Raw genomic sequence first — 25,637 nt, forward strand, 5'->3', positions numbered from 1 at the left:
GTAGAATATGTCTGATAATTAAATCAAGTAAATAAGTTAAACATATAGGAGGAATAAATGTAATGGCAACTAATTTTACCAGAGAAGAAGCGAAAGCGATGGATCAACAAGATATATTACGAACGTTCCGAAATGAATTTTATTTAAAAAATGATGGCGTTTACATGGACGGTAATTCACTTGGTTTACTTAGTAAACGCGCAGAAAAAACAACTCATGAGCTACTGAACTCCTGGAAGCAATATGCTATTGATGGATGGACTGAAGGAGAACAGCCATGGTATTACCTTTCTGAAAAACTTGGCGAAAGCATGACAGAGTTGGTCGGCGGTAAAAAGGAAGAGGTTATCGCAACTGGTTCAACAACGGTGAATTTGCATCATCTTGTGTCAACCTTTTATAAGCCGGAAGGGAAGCGTACGAAGATTTTAGCTGACTCACTTAACTTTCCGAGTGATATTTATGCACTTAAAGCACAGCTGGCGCTCAAGGGTTATGATGATACACACCTTATTCAGGTTCCAAGCAAGGATGGGCATGTACTGGATGAAGAAGATATTATTAATGCAATGACTGAAGAAGTGGCATTGATTGTTCTGCCAGGTGTCCTTTATCGCAGTGGGCAAATTTTAGACATGGAGAAGCTTACGAAGGCTGCCCATGAACGTGGCATTAAAATTGGGTTTGATTTATGTCATTCGATTGGATCCGTGCCACACCAGTTACATGACTGGGGAACCGACTTTGCGTTTTGGTGCACGTATAAACATTTAAATGGAGGACCTGGAAGTGTTGGAGGGTTGTTTGTCCATGAAAAACACGTAGGAGTTACACCTGGTCTGGCCGGGTGGTTCAGTTCACGAAAAGACAAACAGTTTGATATGGAGCATTCTCTCACACCTGCCGAAGACGCCGGAGCGTTCCAAATCGGCACACCACATGTTTTAAGTGCTGCACCGCTAATAGGAGCCCTGGAATTATTTAATGAAGCGGGAATTGATAGGGTACGTGAAAAATCTTTGAAGTTAACGAACTATATGATGGAATTAATTAAGCATGAATTAGATGAATTCGATCTGATAATATGTAACCCAATTGATCCAAAGCAACGCGGCGGACATGTGTATCTGGAGCACCCGGAAGCCGCACGGATATGTAAAGCACTGAAAATGAAAAAAGTTATTCCTGATTTTCGCACACCAAGTGGCATCCGTTTAGCACCGGTAGCCTTGTACAATACGTTTGAAGATGTGTATGAATGTGTCCATATTTTAAAAGAAATCATGAAAGAAGAGCTTTACAAGCAATTTGAAAACAAAAGGGAGATTGTTTCCTAATGACAAAATGGATTGATATTTCACAACCGTTAACAAATTCAATAGCTCACTGGCCAGGAGATACAAGCTTTCAATATGAAACTGCTCTTACGAAAGAAGAAACCGGTTCTGTCAATATTGGCCGAATAACGACAAGTGCCCATATAGGTACACATGTCGATGCACCATTTCATTTTCTGAACGATGGTAAGAGAATCTTGGATATGGACATTGACCGATACATCGGACCATGCAAAGTCATTGATGTGAGTGATTTCTCTGCAATAGACGAAGCAGCTTTGAAATCAAAACAATTGACACAGGCGGAACGTTTACTCATTCGCACTTCTTTGCCAAATAATCCTGACAGATTCCCGGATGAAGTACCACCAGTCACTCCAGATGGAGCTGCCTATATGAAGAAATTAGGTGTCAAACTGGTTGGTGTAGATACCCCGTCTATTGATCCGGTTACAAGCAAAGATCTTGCTGGGCATCATGCATTGTACGAGAATGATATTTATATTTTGGAAAATGTCATGCTGGATCATGTCGAGGAAGGCGATTACGAGTTAGTTGCTTTACCTTTACCACTAAAAGAGGCTGATGGCAGTCCGGTTCGTGCCGTAATTAAACCACTAGAAGGAGACAGCAAATAATGACAAATAAAAACAAACATGAAGCATTTAAGAACGAGAAAAGCATTCACACAGACTTCAAAGAGAAAATGACGTATAGTGATTATCTTGGCCTTGATACATTACTGGCTAGTCATCATCCATTAAGCGATCACCATGATGAAATGTTATTTATTTCCGTCCACCATGTGAGTGAAATCTGGATGAAGCAGATTCTACATGAAATGAATTCAGCCATCCATGATATTCAGGCAGACAATTTACGGGAGGCGTTTAAAAAATTAGCCAGAGTTTCTCAAATTCAAATGCAACTAAAAAATGTTTGGGATGTGCTAGCAACGTTAACTCCTAGTGAGTATATTGAGTTTCGGGATAAACTTGGCAATGCTTCCGGATTCCAATCGTATCAGAATCGACTTATCGAGTTTGCTCTCGGATATAAAACCGATTATGTGATTAAAATCTATGAAAAAAATCCGGAGTTACATGAAAAGCTGAAGGCAGCCTATGAAGCACCAAGTATCTATGATGTGGCAATTCAAGCACTTGCCAGAGCTGGGCTGTCAATTGATCAGGAAGTTCTGGACAGGGATGTAAGTGAAACACATCAAAAAAATGAGAGTGTGAAGGAAGCGTGGAAGACAGTATATAAAAACGTTGACCAATATTGGGAGCTATATGAGCTTGCTGAGGAGCTTGTTGATATTGAGGACCAATTCCAACAGTGGCGGTTCCGTCACATGAAAACAGTAGAACGAATTATAGGATTTAAAATGGGGACAGGTGGCTCAGGTGGTGTCAGCTATTTGAAAAAAGTACTTGACCAATATTTCTTCCCAGAACTGTGGCAGCTGCGTACAGAGATCTAATCATAGTTTGATAGATAAAGAAGTTCTCATTTCTTAATTTAAAGGGGGAAAATGAATGAAAGAATCAAGAGATCAATGGTCTTCTAAGCTGGGGTTTATTTTGTCATCCGCTGGGGCAGCCATCGGACTCGGAGCAATATGGAAATTCCCATATGCTACGGGTATGAATGGCGGTGGAGCTTTCTTCCTCGTGTTTGTGCTATTTACTATATTTATTGGTTTACCGATGCTAATTTCCGAATTTATCATTGGAAGGGGAGCAAAAAGAGAGGCAGTTTCTGCATACGATCATTTGGCTCCAGATTCCTCTTGGCGGGTAATAGGTAGACTTGGCGTTATTGGCTGCTTTTTACTGTTATCCTTTTATAGTGTTGTCGGTGGTTGGATCGTCCTTTATTCCGGACTGAGCTTAACAGGGAACGTAATAAAAGAAGAAGCAAATTATGGTGCTTTATTTGATACCATTATTGGTACACCATGGATGGGACTTGGAGGATTGGCAATTTTCCTGCTCATTAATGTCATTGTGCTTTTGTTTGGTATTAAAAATGGTATCGAAAAAGCGAGTAAATATCTCATGCCGCTTCTATTTATCTTTTTTATTATTCTTGTAGTGCGATCCATTACATTAGACGGCGCAATGGAAGGGGTAGCGTTTTTCTTAAGTCCGGATTTTTCCAGCATTACAGGTGAGGGGATTCTATATGCGCTTGGTCAATCCTTTTTCTCTTTAGCTGTTGGCTTTTCCTGTATGGTTACATATAGTTCGTATTTGAATAAACAGGAAAGCATCCCTAATTCAGCAGGTAGTGTAGTATCATTAAACATTTTAGTATCCTTGCTTGCAGGATTAGCTATTTTTCCAGTCGTTTTTGCATTTGGATTAGAACCTGCAGAAGGTCCAGGATTATTATTCGTTGTTTTACCAACAGTATTTAGTCAAATGGCATTTGGTTCTGTATTTTTAGCTTTGTTTCTATTACTATTCTTATTTGCTACGCTGACATCTTCGTTTAGTCTACTAGAAATAATTATCTCAGCATTCACCGCAAATAAGAATTATACTAGACGAAAAGTGACTTTAATAACAGGCTGTATTGTCTTCCTGGCCAGTATACCAGCAGCATTATCGTTTGGTGTTCTTGCAGATGTTTCTATATTTGGTAAATCCGTATTCGATGCGACCGATTTTCTCGTTAGTAATATCTTGCTTCCATTAGGCAGCTTGCTAATCGCGATATTTATTTCCTATCGTATGGATCAGGCAATTGTTATGGAGGAATTTAGATCAGGCTCCAAAGTTGGTGTTGGTATCTTTAAAGCATGGCGATTTCTCATGCGCTACGTAGTACCTGTAACTATTTTAATTGTTTTCATTTATTCACTGGGATTCATTTAGAACCGTACCTAAATCTGCAACCCAAATAACCAGTTGCTTCATTAACTGAAAATAAATGCAATTCAAGTAAGCATTGTACGATAACAGTATTGAAAAGAGCGCCATCCTAATAAGGGTGGCGCTCTTTTCATTGCCCGGGAAATGATATAATCGTTTCAGCAGTAGATTGCTTCATTGATCTAATTATAAAGAATTTATAAAGTTTGTTTTTATCTTTTTTTATCATGATATAGTAGCAATATACAGGAGGAATCAGCATGCAAGCACATATTCTATTAGTTGAAGATGACCCGGAAATTGCTCGGGTTGTACGAGATATGCTCCTACGTGAAAACTATAAAGTTACCTGGGCGACGACAGGGCTGGAAGGTTGGGAGGATTTTCAAGAAAATTCATATGATCTGGTATTGGTAGATTTAATGTTGCCAGAAATGGATGGCTTTACTTTATGTAAAAATATTCGTTGGAAAAGTGATATTCCCTTAATTATAATTAGCGCCCGCAAGGAAGATGAAGATAAGGTAACTGGTTTACACTTAGGAGCAGATGACTATGTTGCAAAACCATTTAGCTTAGTAGAATTAAAAGCAAGAGTCGCATCTCAATTACGCCGATGGAGGAGATACCAAGGAAAAGAAGAAAGAGCAAATACCTCAACATATCTGCATGGTTTGAAAATTGATTGGGATCAGAGACAGGTTACGTTGGAGGATGTAAAGATTCCCCTCACCAGCAAAGAGTATGATTTATTGGAATTACTTGCTAAACACCCTGGGCAAACTTTCTCCAAAACAGAGCTATATGAGTATGTTTGGAAACAAATCGAAGCAGATGGAGTGCCTACCGTGACAGTCCATATAAAAGCATTAAGAGAGAAATTAAATGATCCAGTAAAAATCCCCAAGTTTATTCAAACAGACTGGGGAAAGGGGTATCGATTTATAGGTGAACTCCTATGAAGATAAAAACATGGTTACTCATCTCATATTTTGTAGTGATGGTATTGCCGTTAATTGCTGCTTATCTCTTGTTTGGCTGGATCCAGTCCTATAATAATCAACAGAAAGTAACGGAGCATGTGGACACTGTATCTGCTTTACAATCGTTAAATCAGGCCTTAAGTGATCCAAAGCTTTATACATCAAAAACCTATAGAAAGCGCCTGGATCGTATTGCAGATTCTAAACAATCAATTGCCTTGTTTAACCCGGACGGAGTAGTCATCTATACATCAAATCCATCCTTTATACCAGCCCATTACGGAATTGGAAAACAACAACTATATGAGGACCTTTACTCATTGGAACAGGGGTACCGTACGTATACATACAAACAGCCTGTATTCTCCGGAAATGCGCTGATCGGTTTTTTTCAAGTAGAAATAGCTCGGGACACGTGGGTAGCCGGTGTGAAAAACCGTAGTTTACTAGTTGGTGGATTATTTATCCTCGTATTTATATTTATTTATATATGTATTATCCGACTAGTAAATAAAAAGCTGAACACAAGACTAACTGGATTGATGAATGAGATGACGGCATTTGCAGCAGGTAATCAAGTAAAGGAAAAACCGACAAATAATGATGAGATTGGTAAGTTAACAAAACACTTTTACGATATTCGCAGGCAAATAAATAATGCAAGGAAACACCTTGAGCAGGAGCAACAAGCAAAGGAATATTTAATTGCGAGTGTTTCTCATGATTTAAAAACACCACTAACCTCAATTAAGGCATACGCAGAATCACTACATTTGGAAACGGATTTGGCACCATCTGAAAGAAAAGACTACCAGCGGGTAATAAAGGAGAAGGCTGATTTTATGCAACAAATGCTTGATGATTTGTTAACCTTCACTCTGCTTCAGTCCCCAAAGCATGATATGGAGTTGGTTGAGGTAGATGGGTCAGAGTTCTTTGAGATGCTTGTAGGCGACTACGAACCGTTGTGCAGAAGAAAGAATATATGCCTTCAAGCATATGCTGATGTCCAAGGATTGTTTGGAGTGAATCCAAAACAAATGATTCGGATAGCGGATAATTTAGTAAGTAACGCTATTTCACACACGCCGAAGAATGGGAAAATTTGGGTTACTGCCGTCTCTGATCCAACAAAGCTGAAGAAGTACTTATTCGATTTTGTTTGCCAAGAAGACTTTATAACAATAAAGCCCTCTTCCTATTTTATTGTGCAAAATGAGGGGAAGGGGATCCAAGAAGAGAATTTGTCACGTGTATTTGATCCGCTTTATCAAGTAGATGAAGCGAGGAGTAAACGTGATGCACATGGTACCGGATTGGGACTAAGCATAACGAAACAAATTATAGAGATACATGGAGGAACAGTGAGATTATTTTCTAAGGAAGAGATTGGAACCTGTGTTATTTGTATCTTGCCACAGATAGGAGAGGGGATTGAGAATGAAGGTAACTAAATGGATGGGCATACTGGCTATTTTTGGAGCTTTGGGTTGGTGTGCCGGATGCTCTGCCGAAACGAGTAGCTATTCACCGGAACAAATGATTAATAACGCCTTAGAAGAGGAGGAGAATCCTGATTATTATGGAGAATCCATCATGGAAATCTATGAAAATGGTGAAATGACAGAGAAAATGAAGATGAAGGAGTGGCATAGTAAGGACGGAAAGATACGTATTGAAACGACGAATGAGAGCGGAAAAGATAAAACAGTAGTGGTAAACGACGGCCAAACAATAACAACTTTTGAGGAAAATGAAAATCAAGCGACGGTAATAGATGATAAAGAAATAATTGAGTACAACCAACCTTCTCCTAAAGAGCAGGCAAATGCCATCTTGGAAATGATTAAAGAGACGCATAAGATTTCCAGTGAGGAAGATGAAGAAATTGCAGGACGTAATACATTCCATCTTGTTGCTCAACCTAAAGAAAAAAATAGTTTGTTAGGGAAACAGGAACTTTGGATTGATAAGGAAAATTGGATGGTATTGAAGATGTATTCTACCTCAGGCAATCAAACGTCCAAAGCGATCTATACCAAAATAGATGTGGGCACAGCTATCCCAGAGGAGAAATTCGCCCTCCATCTACCTAAAGACGTAGAAATAAAAAATCTAAATGATATTAATAAGACGAAAACTGTGACGTTACAAGAAGCTAGGGAAGGATTGGACGCCCCGTTTCTTTATTTTCCCGAGGAAAACGGATTGGAAATTTCCACTATCGAGCAAGACGATCTTACAGGAATAGTAGAACGCACGGAAATCAATATGAACTACAACAAAGGGGATGTACCTTTTTTAACCTTGTCTGTATTTGAGTCACCAGAGGAGGAAGATGAATCCTATACGCTGCCGGAGGAAGAGTCAGTTACAGTTAGAAATTATGAGGGCTCATTTATTGATATGGAAGGGTTTCGTAATTTGGTTTGGCAGGAAGAGGGCTTGACATATTCCATATTAATTATTGATCCGTCCGTTCCTTTGGAAAAATTATTGCAAGCGACTGAAAAGATGGAAATAATGAATTAAAAACAGGGGAGGGGAGAAGAATGCCCCAAGCTATTACAATCATTAGTTATTTTTTATTAACTGGAATGATCGCTTTTATATCTTTTATACTTCCTAAGCGCATTGGGAAGGTGATGGAAATTAGCGTTATCCTTGGCTTTATTATTTATCTGTTCATCATGTATGAGATTACAGAAGCACTTATGTTAATCAGTTTGTGTGCCTTCATTTATGGGAGTTTAATCGTTATATTTGATCGGGATAAGCAAGCAAAACAGCGTCAATTAAAAGAGGAGTTAAAGCAAACTCTCTGCAAGAAGATCCCCCAGTCGAAAGATGTGCGAAGACTAACACTTGATATCTTTTTCGTCCTTTTAGTTAGCTCGATCGGCCTCCTATTTATTTTTTATGCACCAGAAACCTACGCACTTTTGAAGTTTTTTATTGGAATCTATTTCATCTTAACAATTACCCAATTTGTTTCAAGGGTAACTAATTATGTTACTGCAGAGCTCTATTTCCTACCGGAGGAAAACCGACTTATTATTTTATCAGCCTTGGAACCAAGGGATTTACCTTTGGAAGAAGTACAGAAAATACGTTGGGAAACAGGTCCTGATTTGCTGCGTCTCCATCCAATGTTTACATTTATGACGGAAAACATGGATTATACAATATCTTTTGATTCTGTGCTCCGTCTGTCTTTTCCGGGGGAAACAATATACATTAATTTTGACTCCAAATCGTACATCTTTGGACAATTATTAAAAGGGATGAAAGAAAATACAGAGCAGAAGGAAAAGAAAGTAGTAGCACTTTGGCACCCGGATAACTTAAAGCGTCTCTTTTGGAAAGGGTATTATGCTATAACAGTAAAGGGTATTTCTGCCTATACAGGCTTATTGTTTATATTGATTTGGTTAGATGTTCCTTCCTATGTCATGATTGGCTTTGTATTAGTATGGTGGGTGTTTAATCTGTATATTTCTGACCGGGTGCTTGTGGCTGCTTCAGACGCAAAGGAACTTACAGAGGGAAAGTTATTTACCGAAGCACAGCAGCTGTTTAAGCAAGCTGGAATAAGGAAAACACGTTTATATCTGGTTGATTCACCGATTTATAATGGGATGGCAACTGGCATGAATCTTGGCCGTGGAACAATTATGCTGACAACAGCCACAGCACAGCTCTCTATAAATACAGTAAAAGCAATAATTGCTCATGAGGCGATTCATATAAAAAAACGAGATATATTAATCCATCAAATTGCTCGCATGCTCTTTTTTGGAGGAATTGCAGCAGGTACCTATCTATTTTATGATCAACTTTTAATATTGACTGACCATATTGTATTACTGACAATTCTTATCTACTTTCTAATGACTCTATTTCCTATGTATTTATCATTTGTGGCACAATGGACAGAGATGCGTGCAGATTATCTAGGATCCTTACTACTGGATGAAAAAGGATCGCAAATGGCCAAGGGACTTTATGAATTAGGCATAGCACAGGATGAAGCAGTCAAAAAGAAACTATCTTATAGTACACAAGATGCAAATTCAGTAAAAAGAAAACTTAGTACAGAGCGGGAAGGATGGTTTCTTCGTTTTATTGAATTTCAATTTATGGTTCATCCGCCACTATATTGGCGTATTTATTCCCTCCGTTCGTATAAGAGTTGGTCATCAACATTACTGGCGTGGACAGCAGCAAGGTTAAAGGAGTCACTGCCCGATTTTTTCAGGAAAAGCATCAACTGTAATGAGCAAAATGCGAAGGAGGTAAAAGCATGGAAATAGACTTTTTGTGGTTGGGATTAGGATTAGCTGCTATGGGATATTTTATTGGGGATGGGTTAAAGAATTTCAAGAACCCATATGCACGTGACTTATTGGGAGAAGAAGAGGAACATGAACTGGTACATGAAAATGAAGTTCATCATATTATTGGTATTTCCAAAGCAGATACGCAAGTGTTATTGAAAGAACATCCTGAAATACCTCATATTTTGGTAAATAATACAGCTTATTATTCAAGAGATAAACTACTTAAGTGGCTTAAAAATATAGAGTAATAGTTGGTAAAGGAGGTAAATGGATGGACTGGTTGCAATTACATGACTTTATTACTCCCACGAACCCCTATGCAGCTTTATTTTTTGGAATGCTCGTTTCCCTTATTGCTTCTATTGTTGTGTTTATTCAAACCCGAAATAAAAAATCGTTTCTACTTGTTTTGGTAGCAGGTAGTCTAACCTCTCTAGTTGGAGTGGCTATTCTTTACATGCTGGGCTTTTATCAATGAAATAAAACGTGTCGCAAGTGGATGTTTACCCTTATAGGTAGACATCTTTACTTTTTACCATGGAATACTCGTAGTGGTGTAGAAAAAATTAGAAGCCTTCACCATTTATACGTGGTAAAAAACCAACTAATTATGTAAATATTATGATAAGATAATTAAACAGAGATTGAGGGAAGAGGGGTCATAATGACTAACCATGAATTGCTTTACTTGTTCCATAAAGAATTGCGGCAGGGAGCATATACACAGGGATATAGAAGGGAAGAAACAGACCATGTTGTACGTCATGTTTCCCAATTTGATGAGAAAGGGTTTATTATCGCATCCACTTTAAATGATGATAATGCTCGAGATGTGGTACGCCAAGAGCTGAGCTACTTCCAAGAGCTTGGGCAAGAATTTGAATGGAAAGTTTATAGCTATGATCAGCCAATAAACTTACTTGAAATACTAAGAGAGGAAGGCTTCATCATTGGAGGTACGGAGGCGTTAATGGTGATGAAGCTAGATGAAGATCATCCATTACTTCACGACATACCTGATATAAAGGTAAAGGAGATTACGGATTACCAAGGAATCAAAGATATAATTAGCTTAGAAGATTTTATTTGGAAGGAAACGCATACAGAGCTTGGAGAAAGATTATGGCGTGATAAACAAAATTATCCAGAGTCCTTGTACTTATACGGGGTTTATGAAGCGGATAAGTTAGTGAGTGGAGCATGGATGTATTTGGAGAACGGTTCCTCTTTTGCAAGCCTGTGGGGTGGTTCCACACTACCGGAATATAGAGGGAAAGGATACTATCATGCTCTCTTGTCTGCCCGGGCAAAAAAAGCCTATGAACAAGGATATCCGTGTCTAACAGTGGATGCCAGTCCAATGAGTAGAAAAATTTTGGAAAAACAAGGCTTTCTTTGTCTAGCTTATACATATGAGTGTAATTCTCCTGAAATGGAATCTCGCTGAATATAAAATCTAGGAAGTTATTAGACATTTTTGTGCTAGATTTACCAACATAAGGAAATAAGTCTTGTTTTCTAGCTATACCCTTGCTACCCTTAGGGAAGAAAAATATAGCGAGGGGGATAATGGATGTGGAAAAAATGGTTAATCACTCTAGCATTCACTGTCGGTTTTTCAGTAAGGGATCTTAGTGGTTTAAGTTATCTTGAATTGGTTGGAAACGAAACAAATGAGCTCTTGACAAATAATTTTTCTGATGAAGATGAAGAATCTCAAGTGGAAAGCGAAAATAGCAACCCATCAGAAACAGAGAACAAGAACCAGCAAATACCAAATAAAGCAACAGAAAATGATGGAGCTGAAAAGAAGGAAGCCGAAGAGCAAGTAAAGAAAGAAGATAAAGAAACCAAAGAGAAAAGTACTCAAGATCAAGATGAAAAAGAAGATAAGGAAAAGGGAGTAAAAATGCCTGAGGATAAGGCGGGGTTTGACGAGTATCCGAAAGGACAATTCGCAGTGGAAGGTGTACAAGGGGAAACTGTGAAAACAGATACAGGTACGTTTGTTATTGAGAAACAATGGACAGATCTTTCAAAAGTAAATGTAGGGCCGATGGCGATTAAAATTGAGAATTTAAACATTGTAAGTGGTGATGTGACAGATACCGCTATTTCAGGGATCTCCGGAGATAAAGTGCATTTCGTTCAGGTGGATGCAATCCTGCAAAATACGGGCAAAGATCCAATGAAATTTCCATTTGCAGCTACTACTCTTCAAATAGGCGGTAATAACGTTTACGCTCATGATATGTTCAGTGGCATGACCAATGTGAATTTTGATACACAAACACCTAGGAATACAACACTTGTATATATGTTAGATGACCCTACATTAAATATATCAGAAGTGACGCTAAAGCTAGCAAAACTTCCCGTAAACAAAAAGACTGAAGAGGAAATGGGAAAAAGAACCAGCATTGATTTGTCTTTTTAGTAAGGAAAAGGTTACATAGTTTTGCAGAAATGGGGGGAGAACTGGATGCATGAAAAACTAAGTGTACAGAAGCAGATGGACTTTTCTGGAGTAGTGTATGTCCAAAGAAAAGAAAAAGTAGTAGTCAAAGAGAGCTTTGGCTATGCCAATCGGTCGGACCTATTAAAGAACAACATCAACACGCGATTTGGTATTGCTTCAGGATGTAAGTTATTTACGGCAATAGCAATCTGTCAGCTTGTGGAGCAAGGCAAACTTTCTTTTCATTCCAACCTGAGTGAATGCCTTACATATGAGTTCAAGCATGTGGATTTGGGAGTTACAGTTCATCAATTACTTACACACACTTCTGGAATTCCAGATTATTTTGATGAAGAAGAGATGGATGATTTCGAGGAACTTTGGGAGAAGAACCCAATGTATCATATACGAAAACCAGCAGACTTTTTACCAATGTTTTCAAATAAACCGATGACATTTACCCCAGGTGAAAGATTCCATTATAACAATGCTGGATACATATTACTTGGTTTGATTGTAGAAGCAATTAGCGGAATGACATTCACGCGGTACGTGGAGACGTATATTTTTGGAAAAGCATCTATGGATGACTCAGGATATTTTCCCCTTGATTCTCTTCCAGCAAACACTGCCATAGGCTATATTGAACTCCCGGTGCAAAAGTGGAAAACTAATATGTATTCCTTGCCAGTAAAGGGAGGACCGGATGGAGGTGCGTTTGTTACGGCAGAAGATATGACGAAACTTTGGTCCGAACTGACTCATTATAAATTGCTAAACGAAAAAACTACAAAATTATTATTATCACCTATGATACAGGTTAACGAGAACCTTACCTATGGCTATGGTGTCTGGATAAATAAGAAACCAACTGGGGAGATTTTGAAATATCATGTAATGGGATATGACCCAGGTATCAGCTTTCATTCAGCCTATTATCCTCGAAATTCTATTATTAGCACCGTTTGCTCTAATAAATCAGAAGGTGCATATGAAATGATGACTTTGGTAGAAAAAGAAATAATAGAAGAGAGATAAAGAATATCGTTGAAGATAATTGCATTACGCAATCCGGGGAGTGATTTTTATGCGGATAAGGCTTCAAGAATATAATAAGAATTGGGCCCACCTTTATAAGCAGGAAACAATCGAGTTGAAAAGCATTTTTGATGATGAGGTTGTTCGTTTTGAGCATTTCGGCAGTACATCCGTCCCGGGTATGAAAGCAAAGCCCGTGGTAGATATCATGTGTTTAGTAAAAGACATCAGTAAAATTGATGCTTATAATACAGCACTTAAAGCAATAGGTTATGAAGCTGCAGGCGAATGGGGAATCTCAGGACGGAGGCTATTTCGTAAGGGTGGCGAAAACCGAACACATCATGTACATGTTTACCAGAATGATCATCCGGAAATCGACCGGCATCTCATCGTAAGGGATTATCTGCGTACACATCCGAAAGAAGCCACCATGTATAGTCGCTTAAAGGAAAAGCTGGCACAGGAATACAATGACACACGTTTCTATAGTAAAGCGAAAAAGCCATTCATTCAGGAACTAGAGCATCGCGCACTTCGTTGGGCAAAAGAAAAATAACTTACTTAGTGAGATGAAAATCCCCCAAATGAGAGAGACACGCCGGAAATGAGAGGCAACTCAACCAAGATGAGACAGCAAGAAAAGAAAGACACAAAAATGGAGGGCCCTAATGAAATATGAATTTCCCCAATGCTACAACATCAAGCAGAACACATTGCTTATCAATGGCATTATGATGAAGACTACTCTTTTTATGATATGGAAGCAGACTAGAAGAGTTTCTTGATGAAAAAGCCCGGGCTTCTAACTATTATGTGGTAAAGAAAGATAATCAACTTATCGGGTTTTTCTTTTTTCAGAAGCAGAAAGAAAATTCAATAGACATAGTTTTGGATATGAAACCGGAACTGACAGGTCAAGAGTATGGGGAATCTTATGTTCAAGCAGGCATAGAATTCGGGATTAATAAATACAAGCCTACAACCATTACTCTTTCAGTCGCTACCTTCAATGAACGTGCCATCAACGTGTACAAAAAAGTTGGATTTGTTCCTGAGGAGACTTATATGCAAGACACCAACGGGGGAACCTATGCATTCTTAAAAATGAATTATGATGTACATAAGCATAATTAGTTCATGTCCAAAACAGATAGGTAAACAATGCAAGCAATAAAAATAATCAATGCTAGAATGCTGAAGAATTTATAAAACGGTTTTTGCTCTCTTTGTATACTAATCATGGCAAGAATCACTCCTGCAAGAGCGTAAATAGGCAATAAGAAAAACATAAGATAAAATACGACTTGGGGCGCTGAAATCAATGAAAAAATGAGCCCACATAGGAGAAGAGCCAACAATAATGATAACGTTATTTTTGTATGTTTATTCATGATACTCCGCCAATCTAATAGATTAGTTGCATTCACTCTAACATACATAAGAAAGGTTGTTAAATCACAGTTAAATGAAGGAAGTGTTTATATTGCTTAAGATTAGTCGTTTGGTACTTTCGATTATTGTAGTACTAATGGCAGCTTATGGATTAGTTACTGGAAATATGGAAAACTTGCCAATAATCATGGTGCTTTTAGGAATACAGCTGCTTCTTACGGGAATCGAATTGCTTCAAAAAGACAGGAAGAGCTTTTTGGGTTATGCAGATATTGTAATATCATTATTTTTATTTTTTGTTGCCATACAAGGTTTTGTATATAGTTAAAGAATCCAATTAAATTAAAAATTATCATACTGTTGTTATTTATCAGATGGAAGAAATGCAAATCAGGTTAGTCTGACGTTTAATGGTATTGGTTTAGAGGAACATCCTTATAGATAGGAAAGGAGTTGTTTATAATGAATCGTCATGTAAAACTCGGTAAATCAGATCTTCAGGTTTTTCCTGTAGGATTGGGAACGAATGCAGTTGGTGGACATAATATTTATCCGAATATGCTGGATGAAGAGCAGGGAAAAGACGTAGTACGTGCCGCCCTTGATAACGGTATTAATTTTTTGGATACTGCGTTTATATATGGACCTGAACGTTCCGAAGAGCTTGTTGGAGAAGTAATGAAGGAATATAAGCGAGATGAAGTGGTGCTTGCAACAAAGGGTGCACATGAATTTATAGGTGAAAGGACGGTTATGAATAACTCACCAACCTTTCTAAAACAACAGGTGGAAAACAGTCTTCGCCGGATGCAGACTGATTATATTGATTTGTATTACATCCATTTTCCAGATGATGATACTCCAAAAGATGAAGCTGTCGGCGCCTTAAAGGAGTTGCGCGATCAGGGAAAAATCCGTTCTATTGGTGTATCTAATTTTTCCTTAGACCAATTAAAAGAAGCAAACAAAGATGGCTATGTAGATGTCATTCAATCACAATATAACTTACTCCACCGCGAAGCTGAAAAAGAAATCTTCCCTTATACGAGCAAAGAAAATATTACATTTATTCCATATTTTCCATTGGAATCCGGTTTACTTGCGGGAAAATATGATACTTCCACCAAGTTTACAGATATACGGGCTGAGAAACCAAGCTTCCAAGGTGAGGCGTTTAAGGAAAACTTGAAGAAGGTAGAAAAACTTCGCGAAATTGCTAATGATTATGGTGAAGAAGTAGCACATGTTGTACTTGCATGGTATTTCTCCAGACCATCACTGGACGTAGTTATACCAGGCGCAAAACGCGTCCACCAAGTGAAGGAAAATAAACGTGCAAGTGAGATTAAGCTGACAAAAGAAACCATTCAACAGATTGATCAGCTATTTAGTTAAAAATGATGTGGAATAGCCGATAGAACATGGACGAGTTCTATCGGTTATTTTTATGTGTTTTATCTATTCTAATAGACAGATCGCGATTCCCAAGTAGATTTCTGTCCAATAGAGCCGTTCTAATAGACAGGATGCGCTCCCAGACAGCAATTCTGTCCAATAGAGCCGTTCTAATAGACAGGATGCGCTCCCCAGACAGCAATTCTGTCCAATAGAACCATTCTAATAGACAGAATGCACTCCCCAGACAGCAATTCTGACCAATAGAGCTGCCCTAATAGACAGAATGCACTTCCCAGACAGCAATTATGTCCAATAGAACCATTCTAATAGACAGAATGCACTCCCCAGGCAACAATTATGTCCAATAGAGCTGCCCTAATGATGATGTACAATATTTTGTGTAAGAAAGAAGTTTAAATAAAAATAGGTAGGACATCCTCTTTATAGCTAGTCCAATAACTAATTGAAAGGATGACCTACCGATGTCTAATAGTCTACCCGAAAATCTATTTTCTAATCACTTAGAAAACCTTGTACAAAGCTTTGTAAAAGAAAAATTGGAATTAATTATGGAAGAGGAAAGAGAAAACTTTTTTAAAGTAGAAAATCCGGAATTAGATAGTAGTAAAAATGGTTATTATCAACGCAATTTAGATACAAAGTATGGAAGAATAAACCTATCTGTCCCTAGAGATCGAGAGGGATATTACACAACCCATGTTTTTGGTCCTTATGAAAGACGTGAAAAATGGTTAGGAGAAACTATTATCAATATGTACCAACATGGTTTCAGCACGAGAGAAGTGGGGCAATTTATTGAAAGAATATTAGGCGACCAATATTCTGCAGCCACCATAAGTAATATTACAGATGTAGTAGTAGACGATATTGAAAGCTGGAAGAAACGTTCATTATCCAGACGATATTCGGTTCTTTATTTAGATGGGACCTATTTTAAATTGCGCCGGCAGGATGTAGATAACGAGGTCATTTATATGATTATTGGGATGAATGAAGATGGACAAAAGGAAATTCTTGATTTCCGTGTGGGCGGTAAAGAAAGTGCTAATGTGTGGAAAGAACAGTTATATAAACTACGCGATCGTGGTGTAGAAGAAGTTCTATTAGGCGTTTTCGATGGTCTAACAGGACTAGACGCAGCGCTAAAAGAAGTATTTCCTAAAGCTGACGTACAGCGCTGTGTTGTTCATAAATTACGGAATACTCAATCCATGGTACGTGTAAAAGATAAAGAACATTTATTTGAAGATTTAAAACCAGTTTACCGTGCGGAAGATAAAGAACAAGCATTAGAAAACTTCGAGAAATTTAAACAGAATTGGAAAAAAATATATCCAAAGGTAATTCAGTCATGGGAAGAAGACTTGTCAGACTTATTACGGTTTTACGATTATCCACCAATCATTCGACCTCAAATATATACAACAAATACAATCGAAAGAGCTATAAAAGAAATTAAAAAGAGGCTTAAACCGATGAATAGTCTACCTAGTGAAAAAGCTGTCGAAAAGATCATCTATTTGGTTTCTATTGACTATAATGAAACTTGGAAAAACAGGAAAAATACTACTTTTAGATCTGCCTATACAGAATTACAAAAGATGTTTAAAGAAAGATATCAACTAAATGAGTAGCACCCTTCGCCTGCCTAATCTATTGTCTCGGATGGTGGCTAAGTAGTAAAGAAAACCGCTTGACAACCTAACCACCATCCAAGATATATTTGCCGGCAAGGCAAGCGAAGGAGAACCTAAGCGAATCATATTAAATCTTATTTAGATCAATAACTATATATGGAGGATAAATCCCCTGTTTAGTAGCTTACACATAATTATTGACATTACCGCCCTAATAGACAGAATACACTCCCCAGGCAACACTTCTGCAAAAAAGAAACATATCCCAATTGATAAGATAAAAAGAGGTGTTTCAGTGAGGCTTCCTAAGGGTATTATTTCCAAAACAGGACAAATGATTGGAGAGGTAGCAGCATGAAAAAACAGAGATTAATATTCATCCTACTTATAGGTTTGGCACTTCTTGCAGGATGCAGCAATTCATCAGATCAAACGAAGCAAGAGAATAAGGAAGCGCAAAACCACGAAAAAAAGGAGGAGAACCAAAAGCAGGATAAAAAATCACCTTACATAGAAGCATATCAACCGATACAACCGTCAAGTGAAGCTGTTGCGCTGGAAAAGAATTATACAGAGGAAGAGAAAAAACTCATGCCGGCAAATGAGGCACATGGAGGAGAAAGAGAGAGAAGTGTTCCTCTTGGTCAGACATTGCAAAAAGGAAAAGAGGATAAAACGAATGGTCCATTGAAAGATCATCGACTCGTCGCGTTTTATGGAACACCTTTGTCCGAAAATATGGGGATCCTCGGTGAATATGAACCAGAAGAAATGATGAAGAAGTTAAAGGAGCATACAAAAGCATATTCTGAATTAGATCCAGAACGTCCAGCCATACCAACAATCGAACTAATTGCTACAGTAGCAAATCGTGATCCAGGCCCGGATGGGTTATATGTTTCCCCGCCAAATGAAGAAGTGATTGAAGAATATGCCAAGCTTGCGAAAAAGCATGGAGCTCTACTGCTTTTGGATATTCAGCTCGGTCGCGCCACAGTGATGCAGGAAGTAAAAGCAATTGAAAAATATTTAAAATTACCATATGTCCATCTTGCTATTGATACAGAATATAGTGTACAGGAAGGGGAGGTTCCGGGAGAGGATCTTGGCCAGGTGAATGGAGAAGATGTTCAGAAGGCAGTCGAATATGTTGATCAGCTTGTGAAGGAAAATCAGTTACCGGATAAATTAGTACTTGTCCATCAATTTGGTAATGGTATTATTAAAAATAAAGAAAAAATTCATCCAACTGAACATGTACAAGTACCACTTAATTATGATGGTTTCGGTGATGCTGCGATAAAATTAAGTGCATATGGTAAGCTGGTTAAAGACCAGCCAATTCAGTATGGTGGCTTTAAAGTATTTAAGAAAAATGATAAGCCAGTATTAACACCGGAGCAGGTACTGCAATTGGACCCAGCGCCAGCTATTGTTAACTATCAATAAAAAATGAGATGGGGCTATTTGCTCCCATCTCATTTTATTTAGTAATACGGTGAGATCATGAAATATACGAGTACGCCTGTAAAGCTGACATACAGCCAAAGTGGCATTGTCCAACGAGCTATTCGTCGATGTTTTGGCACTTGCATATTTAATCCTCTGCTTAATGTGATTAATGCTAATGGCACAATGACGGCTGCAAGTACAATATGTGTTATTAAAACAAAATAATACACATACATAAGTGGGCCATCTCCGCCATAGGTTGTTGATTCTGCCATGGAATGATAGGTTAAATAAGAAATGAAAAACAGAAACGTGCTTATAAAAGCAGCTACGATAAATCTGCGGTGTGCCAGAATGTTTTTCTTCTTAATCATGATGAGAGCGCCAATTAGGAACAGAAATGTAAAACTATTTAAAAAGGCATTAATACCTGGTAATACAGTCAGTTCCATTCCAAATATGGTGCCATCTTTACTTTTAGGCAATAGATTTGTACCGAAAATTACAGCCACAATAGCTATCGATAGGACCCAAATAAGTGGTGTGTAATTTTTTTGTTTTATATCATTTGTTGTCATTAGATCGATGTCCCCTTCAATTCATTTGTTTCATTATCAAGCATACGTGCTGTGCAGAAAAAGGGCAAGCAACAACTAACTTCTATATGGTGTGATAGCTTCCTATTAGTTGGACAGGTATTGAATGAATAAGGAAACAGGAAAATGATAGAATGGAATTAGAAAAAGAAATGAGGTGTTAGCTTGGGAAGCCTGTTTGCACGTGTGTATGATCCTATTATGAAACCATTAGAGAAAATGAAATTTAATCACATCCGGAGAGCACTTCTGGCAAATGCGTCGGGAAATGTATTGGAAATTGGTTCAGGTACAGGGGTGAATTTTCCATACTATAAGCAAGTAGAGCGTGTGGATGCTATTGAACCTAATCTACAGATGATTCAACAAGCAAAGAAAAATATAGCTTCTGCCAATGTGCCGATTACAATGCATCAAGCAGAGGCGGAGCAGCTTCCGTTTGAGAAGAATGTATTCGATTCCGTGGTTTCTACATTAGTATTTTGTACCATTCCGGATCCACTCCAAGCCCTGGAAGAAATTAGACGTGTCAGCAAACCAGGAGCGCCACTTTTATTTTTTGAACATGTACGGATGGAACAGCCTTTGCTTGCCCATGCCCAAGATATGTTGACACCTGCTTGGAAGAAAGTATGTGATGGATGTCATCTAAATCGGGATATCGTAAGTTTTCTGGGACAGGCAGGATTAGAGGTAGATCGTATTAATCGGTATTACAAAGGGTTATTTTTGACGATTACGTGTAAAAACACAAAATAGCAAATAAAACAATAGCAGCAAAACAGGGAGGTATAATCATGCTAGTAATAAACATGGATAGCCAGGAGGTTCATTATCTTTGTAAGAACGACCCTGAACTGGCAAAAGTAATTGAGCTTATTGGAGATATTCAGATCCAAATACGCGGGAATTATTATAGCTCACTAGTCCAATCTATCATTGGTCAGCTCATTTCCGTAAAAGCAGCAAACACCATTCGAGAACGTGTGTTTACCGCATGTGAAGGAGAAATAACTCCTGGAAAAATAGAGAGTATGGATGAGCATACACTAAAAAAGTTAGGTTTTTCCAAACAAAAAATTGCCTCATTACGGGATTTGACAGAACGCGTCCAAAATGGGGAACTCCCTTTGGAAGAACTCGATTACCTCTCCGATGAAGAAATAATGAGTAGATTGACTGCTGTCAGAGGAATTGGTCCATGGACAGCAGAGATGTTTCTTATTTTTTCCATGCAACGAATGAACATTCTTTCACTTGCCGATGTTGGTTTACAGCGAGCTGCAAAATGGCTTTATGGATACAACGAAACAGATGGTAAAAAACTGTTACTGGAAAAGTCCGTGCAATGGGAGCCATACAAAACGATTGCATCTTTTTATCTATGGCGCATTATTGATGATGATCATATAAGAAAGGATAAAGGAGAAGTGATCCATCCAAAGATCAATTAATGTTTGATAAATGTGATAATATCTCTATAAACTTCCTCTGGTCTTTCCTCTGTAACCAAATGACCAGTGTCAGTGTAACTGATTAATTTCGCATTTGGCAAGTCTTTTTCAAGCTGCATGCCTACTCGAATGGATACAACCTTATCTTCCTTACCCCAAATCAACAGGACAGGCTGCTTTATTTGTTTTAAAGCTTCTTGACTAAGGTCGCCTTCCCGGTAGCGCAGTAGCCGAATCAATGCTTTATAAAAATTTTTCTCTTTAAGTGGCGCTCCATATGCGTCAATTAGTTCGGGCGTAATATATTCCTGATTATAGAGAACATTTTGTAGTGTCTTTGCAACACCTTGTTTTTGCACGTGTCTTCTGGCAAACAGATGGAATAAAGGAAGGTAACTTACAAAAATCATTCCTTTTTTAGCTCTTGGAAGGTAGCCGGAACTTGCAAGTAATATCAACCTATCTATACTTTCCGGGTATTGTTTAGCAGTATAGAGAGCGATTTGCCCACCCATGGAATGACCAGCAATGCTTATCTTTTTAAATTGAAAATAGTCCATACACTCTTTGATCAGTTTGGCATAATTAGCATAAGAGTAGATAAAGCTGGTAGACTTTTCACTTTTACCAAAACCTATTAAATCGATTGCAATAACAGAAAAATTTTCCGCTAATAAGGGCATTAGTTGATGAAACGTATAGGTGGAAGAAACAAATCCATGAAGGAGCAGAAGTGGCGGTTTATCATTAAGCACGTATTCTGCATAGATTTCTCCACTAGGTAATTGGATATGCTTTTGATTATAGTTTTCTTCCTTCATGGAAGTACCTCCTTTATTAGCATAATTACATTTTAGGTTACAAGCGTTAGCTCGTACATTCGCGTTGAAAATTTCTACGTATGATTATTAAATACGTGTTTCTATAATTTAAAACTCCTTTGAGGAAAGAGGGAGAAATAGCTTTACTCCGCGTTTATTGAACGGAAGCAGTTTGCTGTCTGCAAGTAAATGACTAATATACCCAGCCATACAGGTCAAATAGATGCCTTCTTTTCCAAGAGATACTTCAAGCTTGGAGGCAATCACCCCAAAGAAAATGACTCCGAGTAGTGAATGCGTATAGCTTCGATGAGACACAAGGGAAGCAATTAATATGTAGATCCCAAGCAGCATAAGCCACGTTTCCTGTAGGGTTGCACCAGCTCCGAGAACTCCTATTCCCGTCAAAAGCAGCATATGTTTTTGCTTGATGGATGAGGCAATAGCAAGTAAAACAAGTCCGATGCCAATACCTATATATCTTTCTGTATCTGTGCCTGCATAAAAGCTATATCCCATAATCAGAATTGCAATTAACTGTGCGATCGAACGAAATAGGTGGTGGGAAAGCGTGATTTTACCACGAAGCTTTCCATCAATGTCAAGATCGGGAATTAACCCTGAGACACCACCGATACCTACTAGCCAAATCGTCGTTGTTGGATCTGTCTGATATTTATTTGCGATAATAAATCCGGCTGCAGCTCCAATTGCTGCATGTGCTGTACCATTCACATCATTATTTCCTTTCTGCGTTATTTGTATGCTTCTCCTATTCTACAACAAAATGTATGTTCTGTTTAGAGAATATCAGAAAAATTTTTTACTGTGATAATTCCTCTGTTTATGGCACTATAATAGAAAGACACGGCTTAGGAGGCAATGACGATGAATGTGTGGTATGTAAGCTACGGCTCTAATATTTGTGAGGAACGATTTCTATGCTACGTTAATGGGGACACACCTGAAGGGTCAACGAAAAAAGAAAGAGGTTGTACTGATCAGACACCACCTATGAAAACGAGTAAAGCGGAGCTGCCCTACTCCCTTTTCTTTGCAAAGGAACGTAGTAAATGGGGAAAAGGCGGGGTTGCTTTTATCGGCCAAGAAGGTACTGAAGGACAACCCACTTTCGGTAGGAAATACCTTATAACCGCAGAACAATTTTGTGAAGTTGTTGCACAGGAAAATAATATGCATACAGTAGAAATAGATTTAGAAAAAGTTATAAAAGAAGGAAGCTTAAGCATCACAAATGGATGGTATGGCCGAATCGTTTACCTAGGGGATGAAGATGGATATCCTATGTTTACTTTTACTGTTAATTTAGAGGAACTGCAAGACCTGGTAACATATAATAGACCATCCGTAGCCTACCTTTCTATGATCATAAAAGGATTAAAAGGACTTGGAATGACAGAAGAAGAGATGTTGAAATACTTACTAGATAAAAATGGTATTAAAGAGTATTTTACGGCAGAAACCTTGAAAGCCTACTTAAAATAATACCTATCCATAAAAATGAAGGCTAGCATTCATCCGTTACGTGTGTACGGATGTTTTTTGTATTGCCAAATATATGATAGAATTGTAGTTAAAGATTGAATTTAAAGGAGACTTTTATGTATATAGTAAATTCTACGGTATCGGTTCCAGAAGAGAAGGCAGAAGAAGTTATACAAATATATCGTAATCGATCCAGAATGGTAGATAAAGCAGAAGGATTTTTGTCTTTTCAATTACTTCAAAATCAAAAAAAACCTTCAGAACTGACAGTCCACTTGGAATGGGATAAGAGAGAAAATTATTTGAAATGGGCAAGAAGTGATGAATATAAACAAATTCATGAACTTGAGAAAAAATACCCTGATAAGGAACTTGCAGCTATCATTCCACGCGTAACGCAATTCAAGGTTGTTGCTGAATAATGGATACAGCGAGAAAAGAACAAATTGTGACAGAAGTAGTAAAGCAAATTTATGATGCACATCCCTATCTTTGGGAAAAGTTTGGCGAGAATGGACATAAGCGGACAATGGAAGATAATCACCATCATTTAAATCATTTAGAAACAGCTTATTATATGAATGACAAACAATTTTTTATTGATTATACAGAATGGTTGGAGCAGGTGCTGACAAGTAGAAATGTTGGGAAAGAATTAATTATAGATAATTTTGAGCGATTAATCTCTCAAATGAAAGAAGCCGAAGAAGAAAAAAAGTATAGCTCGTATTTAAACAATGCTTTAACATTGCTTAAAGAGATGGAGTAATAAGAAAGGGGGATACGAAGGATGCATAGACACCCTGAGAAAATTGCAGAATTGTTGTTAGCAGGCGATGAGCAAGGCACGATAACTTATATTACAGATTATTTAGAAGCAAATAGACAGCTTTCCTTATATGAGGATTTTTTAACTCCGGCAATGTATATAATAGGTAAACGTTGGGAAAGAAATGAAATATCTGTTGCCGATGAGCATTTAGCTACAGCAACTTGTGATTTCGTTATTTCCATGATGGAAAATCGAAAGAATGATGTCTCCAATCCCCTTCATACAAAGGCAATGTTATTTGCAGTGGAAGAAGAAGAGCACTATATTGGACTTAAAATGGCTGCAAATGTTTTTAAAGAAAATGGATGGGAAGTACGATATTTAGGTCCGAATCTTCCATTGAAACATGCAATTACAGCTGTTAACGCTTGGCAACCAACAGTGATCGGCTTGTCTGCTGCTTTATCGTATCGATTGCCTAAATTAACGGAGACCGTTCGGAGACTATCAAATGTCGATAACAAACCATTTATAGTCCTTGGTGGCCGAATGGCAGACAAATTTCCAATACCTAATGAGTTAACAAGCCAAGTATTTTCTATGAATAATTTACATGCCTTGCAACATTGGTTGAATGATATGGAAGAAGGAGGGAGGTTTCTTGATGCAAGAAGTGGATAGTGTTATTCCTGTACCTATTTTTAAGGTAGATAAAAACCTGGAAATTCTTGGTTGTACGAAGGAAGCAACAGAGTGGTTTGGACAACCTAAAACACTTTTACAAATTATAGATGAAGGAAGCCAGGATAAAATTTTGCAAATGCTCCATCCTTCCAAAGCGAAAAATTCCTTTGAGATAAATATTATAGATAAGCTTGGAGAATTATCCTTGGTTGATTGCCATGTTGGTTGGCGGGGGGAGCTTCATGCAGAATTACTTATTTTAAAAAAGGATCCAACTATAACAAGGGTAAGTGCACATTTAAACAAGCTTCAATCCAGATTACAAGCAACAGATATAGAATTACTTAAAGAAAAGGAAAAAGCAGAAGCTGTTTTAGAAGAAAACAATCGATTATCTGCGCCTTTTATCCAGGTGACCAACGAATTAGCACTCATCCCCATTTTTGGTGAGATAGACACAGAGAAAAGCGAAATGATAAGTGAGTTAATTATTCAAAATGCCTATGATGCCATTGCTACAAAGTTAATTATTGACTTTACTGCGATCAGCAGAATAGATCGGGATGGCCTAAAGGGTTTTAATAAATTATTTCGATCATTGGAAATGCTAGGAAAGCAAGTGACTGTGACTGGTGTTGGACCACGACATGCCAAAACACTCCATGAATTAGGTATTCCGCTTGATATTCAATTTTTACCATCACTGCAAAAGGCAATAATGAGACTTACGAGCTAAGCATTTAAATTGAATGAGTTTTTTAAAAGAAGCAAAGGGACCAACTTTGCATTTTTTACGCTATTTTATTTGCTAATTATGTTTAAGGAAGTTAGTTAGCGGAAATTAGTAGAGTACTGTAAAAAAT

The 25,637-nt window shown here is 37.9% G+C and carries 29 protein-coding genes; 26 read left to right on the top strand and 3 right to left on the bottom strand.

From position 1 onward, the window contains the following. The first annotated feature begins 62 nt into the window (after positions 1–62). The 19 genes from kynU (at position 63) to X953_RS07205 (ending at position 18,938) form a co-directional block, all read left to right on the top strand. Positions 63–1,337 (top strand): kynureninase, encoded by a 1,275-nt coding sequence (gene kynU / locus X953_RS07110; RefSeq protein ID WP_040954956.1) that lies wholly within the window; start codon positions 63–65, stop codon positions 1,335–1,337. After that, positions 1,337–1,975: an arylformamidase gene (gene kynB / locus X953_RS07115; protein ID WP_040954957.1), complete on the top strand. Its 639-nt coding sequence runs from the start codon at positions 1,337–1,339 to the stop codon at positions 1,973–1,975. The genes kynU and kynB overlap by 1 nt, the downstream gene beginning before the upstream one ends. Then, complete coding sequence (gene kynA, locus X953_RS07120) at positions 1,975–2,823, top strand: tryptophan 2,3-dioxygenase (protein WP_026041401.1); 849 nt, start codon at positions 1,975–1,977, stop codon at positions 2,821–2,823. Before kynB ends, kynA begins: the two co-directional genes overlap by 1 nt. Before the next feature lie 55 nt (positions 2,824–2,878). Further along, positions 2,879–4,222 carry a sodium-dependent transporter gene (locus X953_RS07125; RefSeq protein WP_040954958.1) on the top strand — a complete coding sequence of 448 codons (1,344 nt, stop codon included), beginning with the start codon at positions 2,879–2,881 and terminating at the stop codon, positions 4,220–4,222. 257 nt (positions 4,223–4,479) lie between these two features. Next, positions 4,480–5,181 carry a response regulator transcription factor gene (locus X953_RS07130; protein WP_040954959.1) on the top strand — a complete coding sequence of 234 codons (702 nt, stop codon included), beginning with the start codon at positions 4,480–4,482 and terminating at the stop codon, positions 5,179–5,181. Beyond that, entirely contained in the window at positions 5,178–6,656 is a 1,479-nt protein-coding gene (locus X953_RS07135) for a HAMP domain-containing histidine kinase (protein WP_040954960.1), read from the top strand. Before X953_RS07130 ends, X953_RS07135 begins: the two co-directional genes overlap by 4 nt. Next, the gene (locus tag X953_RS07140; RefSeq protein WP_040954961.1) at positions 6,643–7,734 is read left to right on the top strand and encodes a sigma-E factor regulatory protein RseB domain-containing protein; all 1,092 of its coding nucleotides are present in this window, start codon (positions 6,643–6,645) and stop codon (positions 7,732–7,734) included. Before X953_RS07135 ends, X953_RS07140 begins: the two co-directional genes overlap by 14 nt. 20 nt (positions 7,735–7,754) lie before the next feature. Next, positions 7,755–9,515, top strand: a complete 1,761-nt coding sequence (locus X953_RS07145; protein ID WP_052350076.1) for a M56 family metallopeptidase — start codon at positions 7,755–7,757, stop codon at positions 9,513–9,515. Next, a complete protein-coding gene (locus tag X953_RS07150; protein WP_040954962.1) occupies positions 9,506–9,790 on the top strand; it encodes a hypothetical protein in 285 nt (94 codons plus the stop codon). The genes X953_RS07145 and X953_RS07150 overlap by 10 nt, the downstream gene beginning before the upstream one ends. Positions 9,791–9,813: 23 nt before the next feature. Next, on the top strand, positions 9,814–10,020 hold the full coding sequence (locus X953_RS07155) for a hypothetical protein (RefSeq protein ID WP_040954963.1): 207 nt from the start codon (positions 9,814–9,816) through the stop codon (positions 10,018–10,020). A gap of 186 nt (positions 10,021–10,206) precedes the next feature. Next, positions 10,207–10,989, top strand: a complete 783-nt coding sequence (locus tag X953_RS07160) for a GNAT family N-acetyltransferase (protein WP_040954964.1) — start codon at positions 10,207–10,209, stop codon at positions 10,987–10,989. Between the two features lie 126 nt (positions 10,990–11,115). Further along, positions 11,116–11,979, top strand: coding sequence for a hypothetical protein (locus tag X953_RS07165; RefSeq protein WP_040954965.1), 864 nt, complete (start codon positions 11,116–11,118; stop codon positions 11,977–11,979). Between the two features lie 45 nt (positions 11,980–12,024). Further along, the gene (locus tag X953_RS07170; RefSeq protein WP_040954966.1) at positions 12,025–13,038 is read left to right on the top strand and encodes a serine hydrolase; all 1,014 of its coding nucleotides are present in this window, start codon (positions 12,025–12,027) and stop codon (positions 13,036–13,038) included. A 49-nt stretch (positions 13,039–13,087) separates the two neighbouring features. Further along, positions 13,088–13,597 carry a GrpB family protein gene (locus X953_RS07175; RefSeq protein WP_040954967.1) on the top strand — a complete coding sequence of 170 codons (510 nt, stop codon included), beginning with the start codon at positions 13,088–13,090 and terminating at the stop codon, positions 13,595–13,597. A gap of 257 nt (positions 13,598–13,854) precedes the next feature. Next, on the top strand, positions 13,855–14,175 hold the full coding sequence (locus tag X953_RS07180; protein WP_369792732.1) for a GNAT family N-acetyltransferase: 321 nt from the start codon (positions 13,855–13,857) through the stop codon (positions 14,173–14,175). 349 nt (positions 14,176–14,524) lie between these two features. Continuing rightward, positions 14,525–14,761, top strand: a complete 237-nt coding sequence (locus tag X953_RS07190; RefSeq protein WP_040954969.1) for a DUF3953 domain-containing protein — start codon at positions 14,525–14,527, stop codon at positions 14,759–14,761. Positions 14,762–14,895: 134 nt separating this feature from the next. After that, on the top strand, positions 14,896–15,828 hold the full coding sequence (locus tag X953_RS07195; protein ID WP_040954970.1) for an aldo/keto reductase: 933 nt from the start codon (positions 14,896–14,898) through the stop codon (positions 15,826–15,828). 485 nt (positions 15,829–16,313) lie between these two features. Then, positions 16,314–17,486 carry an IS256 family transposase gene (locus X953_RS07200; protein ID WP_040954375.1) on the top strand — a complete coding sequence of 391 codons (1,173 nt, stop codon included), beginning with the start codon at positions 16,314–16,316 and terminating at the stop codon, positions 17,484–17,486. Between the two features lie 357 nt (positions 17,487–17,843). Beyond that, entirely contained in the window at positions 17,844–18,938 is a 1,095-nt protein-coding gene (locus X953_RS07205; RefSeq protein WP_040954971.1) for a hypothetical protein, read from the top strand. A gap of 38 nt (positions 18,939–18,976) precedes the next feature. Here the strand turns inward: X953_RS07205 and X953_RS07210 are convergent, their stop codons facing one another. After that, positions 18,977–19,519, bottom strand: a complete 543-nt coding sequence (locus tag X953_RS07210; protein WP_040954972.1) for a DUF420 domain-containing protein — start codon at positions 19,517–19,519, stop codon at positions 18,977–18,979. Positions 19,520–19,702: 183 nt separating this feature from the next. Between X953_RS07210 and X953_RS07215 the strand changes: the two genes are divergently transcribed. Both X953_RS07215 and X953_RS07220 read left to right on the top strand, forming a co-directional pair. After that, positions 19,703–20,296, top strand: a complete 594-nt coding sequence (locus X953_RS07215) for a class I SAM-dependent methyltransferase (protein ID WP_040954973.1) — start codon at positions 19,703–19,705, stop codon at positions 20,294–20,296. A 38-nt stretch (positions 20,297–20,334) separates the two neighbouring features. Further along, positions 20,335–20,991: a DNA-3-methyladenine glycosylase gene (locus X953_RS07220; protein ID WP_052350077.1), complete on the top strand. Its 657-nt coding sequence runs from the start codon at positions 20,335–20,337 to the stop codon at positions 20,989–20,991. Here X953_RS07220 and X953_RS07225 read toward each other — a convergent pair. Together X953_RS07225 and X953_RS07230 are read right to left on the bottom strand one after the other, a co-directional pair. After that, positions 20,988–21,812, bottom strand: a complete 825-nt coding sequence (locus X953_RS07225) for an alpha/beta fold hydrolase (RefSeq protein ID WP_040954974.1) — start codon at positions 21,810–21,812, stop codon at positions 20,988–20,990. The two genes, X953_RS07220 and X953_RS07225, sit on opposite strands and share 4 nt — an antisense overlap. 108 nt (positions 21,813–21,920) lie before the next feature. Further along, positions 21,921–22,547, bottom strand: coding sequence for a metal-dependent hydrolase (locus X953_RS07230; RefSeq protein ID WP_040954975.1), 627 nt, complete (start codon positions 22,545–22,547; stop codon positions 21,921–21,923). Positions 22,548–22,700: 153 nt separating this feature from the next. Here X953_RS07230 and X953_RS07235 point away from each other — a divergent pair, with 153 nt between their 5' ends. The 5 genes from X953_RS07235 (at position 22,701) to X953_RS07255 (ending at position 25,510) form a co-directional block, all read left to right on the top strand. Further along, positions 22,701–23,318, top strand: coding sequence for a hypothetical protein (locus X953_RS07235; RefSeq protein WP_052350078.1), 618 nt, complete (start codon positions 22,701–22,703; stop codon positions 23,316–23,318). Positions 23,319–23,434: 116 nt separating this feature from the next. After that, positions 23,435–23,740 (top strand): antibiotic biosynthesis monooxygenase, encoded by a 306-nt coding sequence (locus X953_RS07240; RefSeq protein WP_040954977.1) that lies wholly within the window; start codon positions 23,435–23,437, stop codon positions 23,738–23,740. Further along, positions 23,740–24,087 (top strand): hypothetical protein, encoded by a 348-nt coding sequence (locus X953_RS07245; protein WP_040954978.1) that lies wholly within the window; start codon positions 23,740–23,742, stop codon positions 24,085–24,087. The genes X953_RS07240 and X953_RS07245 overlap by 1 nt, the downstream gene beginning before the upstream one ends. Before the next feature lie 21 nt (positions 24,088–24,108). After that, positions 24,109–24,771, top strand: a complete 663-nt coding sequence (locus tag X953_RS07250; protein ID WP_040954979.1) for a B12-binding domain-containing protein — start codon at positions 24,109–24,111, stop codon at positions 24,769–24,771. Next, positions 24,755–25,510: an STAS domain-containing protein gene (locus tag X953_RS07255; RefSeq protein ID WP_040954980.1), complete on the top strand. Its 756-nt coding sequence runs from the start codon at positions 24,755–24,757 to the stop codon at positions 25,508–25,510. The genes X953_RS07250 and X953_RS07255 overlap by 17 nt, the downstream gene beginning before the upstream one ends. Positions 25,511–25,637 lie beyond the last annotated feature (127 nt).

Source organism: Virgibacillus sp. SK37 (assembly GCF_000725285.1).
In the GTDB taxonomy this organism is placed as follows: Bacteria; Bacillota; Bacilli; order Bacillales; family Amphibacillaceae; genus Virgibacillus_Q.

Excerpts from the sequence above, each read along its gene's own strand:
- X953_RS07195 (WP_040954970.1), top strand. The coding sequence starts at position 14,896 with ATGAATCGTCATGTAAAACTCGGTAAATCAGATCTTCAGGTTTTTCCT.
- kynB (WP_040954957.1), top strand. The coding sequence starts at position 1,337 with ATGACAAAATGGATTGATATTTCACAACCGTTAACAAATTCAATAGCT.
- X953_RS07235 (WP_052350078.1), top strand. The coding sequence starts at position 22,701 with ATGAATGTGTGGTATGTAAGCTACGGCTCTAATATTTGTGAGGAACGA.
- X953_RS07140 (WP_040954961.1), top strand. The coding sequence starts at position 6,643 with ATGAAGGTAACTAAATGGATGGGCATACTGGCTATTTTTGGAGCTTTG.
- X953_RS07130 (WP_040954959.1), top strand. The coding sequence starts at position 4,480 with ATGCAAGCACATATTCTATTAGTTGAAGATGACCCGGAAATTGCTCGG.
- X953_RS07150 (WP_040954962.1), top strand. The coding sequence starts at position 9,506 with ATGGAAATAGACTTTTTGTGGTTGGGATTAGGATTAGCTGCTATGGGA.
- X953_RS07250 (WP_040954979.1), top strand. The coding sequence starts at position 24,109 with ATGCATAGACACCCTGAGAAAATTGCAGAATTGTTGTTAGCAGGCGAT.
- X953_RS07170 (WP_040954966.1), top strand. The coding sequence starts at position 12,025 with ATGCATGAAAAACTAAGTGTACAGAAGCAGATGGACTTTTCTGGAGTA.
- X953_RS07240 (WP_040954977.1), top strand. The coding sequence starts at position 23,435 with ATGTATATAGTAAATTCTACGGTATCGGTTCCAGAAGAGAAGGCAGAA.
- X953_RS07145 (WP_052350076.1), top strand. The coding sequence starts at position 7,755 with ATGCCCCAAGCTATTACAATCATTAGTTATTTTTTATTAACTGGAATG.
- X953_RS07255 (WP_040954980.1), top strand. The coding sequence starts at position 24,755 with ATGCAAGAAGTGGATAGTGTTATTCCTGTACCTATTTTTAAGGTAGAT.
- X953_RS07175 (WP_040954967.1), top strand. The coding sequence starts at position 13,088 with ATGCGGATAAGGCTTCAAGAATATAATAAGAATTGGGCCCACCTTTAT.
- X953_RS07160 (WP_040954964.1), top strand. The coding sequence starts at position 10,207 with ATGACTAACCATGAATTGCTTTACTTGTTCCATAAAGAATTGCGGCAG.
- X953_RS07245 (WP_040954978.1), top strand. The coding sequence starts at position 23,740 with ATGGATACAGCGAGAAAAGAACAAATTGTGACAGAAGTAGTAAAGCAA.
- X953_RS07155 (WP_040954963.1), top strand. The coding sequence starts at position 9,814 with ATGGACTGGTTGCAATTACATGACTTTATTACTCCCACGAACCCCTAT.
- X953_RS07200 (WP_040954375.1), top strand. The coding sequence starts at position 16,314 with ATGTCTAATAGTCTACCCGAAAATCTATTTTCTAATCACTTAGAAAAC.
- kynU (WP_040954956.1), top strand. The coding sequence starts at position 63 with ATGGCAACTAATTTTACCAGAGAAGAAGCGAAAGCGATGGATCAACAA.
- X953_RS07135 (WP_040954960.1), top strand. The coding sequence starts at position 5,178 with ATGAAGATAAAAACATGGTTACTCATCTCATATTTTGTAGTGATGGTA.
- X953_RS07205 (WP_040954971.1), top strand. The coding sequence starts at position 17,844 with ATGAAAAAACAGAGATTAATATTCATCCTACTTATAGGTTTGGCACTT.
- X953_RS07125 (WP_040954958.1), top strand. The coding sequence starts at position 2,879 with ATGAAAGAATCAAGAGATCAATGGTCTTCTAAGCTGGGGTTTATTTTG.
- X953_RS07225 (WP_040954974.1), bottom strand. The coding sequence starts at position 21,812 with ATGAAGGAAGAAAACTATAATCAAAAGCATATCCAATTACCTAGTGGA.
- X953_RS07220 (WP_052350077.1), top strand. The coding sequence starts at position 20,335 with ATGCTAGTAATAAACATGGATAGCCAGGAGGTTCATTATCTTTGTAAG.
- X953_RS07210 (WP_040954972.1), bottom strand. The coding sequence starts at position 19,519 with ATGACAACAAATGATATAAAACAAAAAAATTACACACCACTTATTTGG.
- kynA (WP_026041401.1), top strand. The coding sequence starts at position 1,975 with ATGACAAATAAAAACAAACATGAAGCATTTAAGAACGAGAAAAGCATT.
- X953_RS07165 (WP_040954965.1), top strand. The coding sequence starts at position 11,116 with ATGTGGAAAAAATGGTTAATCACTCTAGCATTCACTGTCGGTTTTTCA.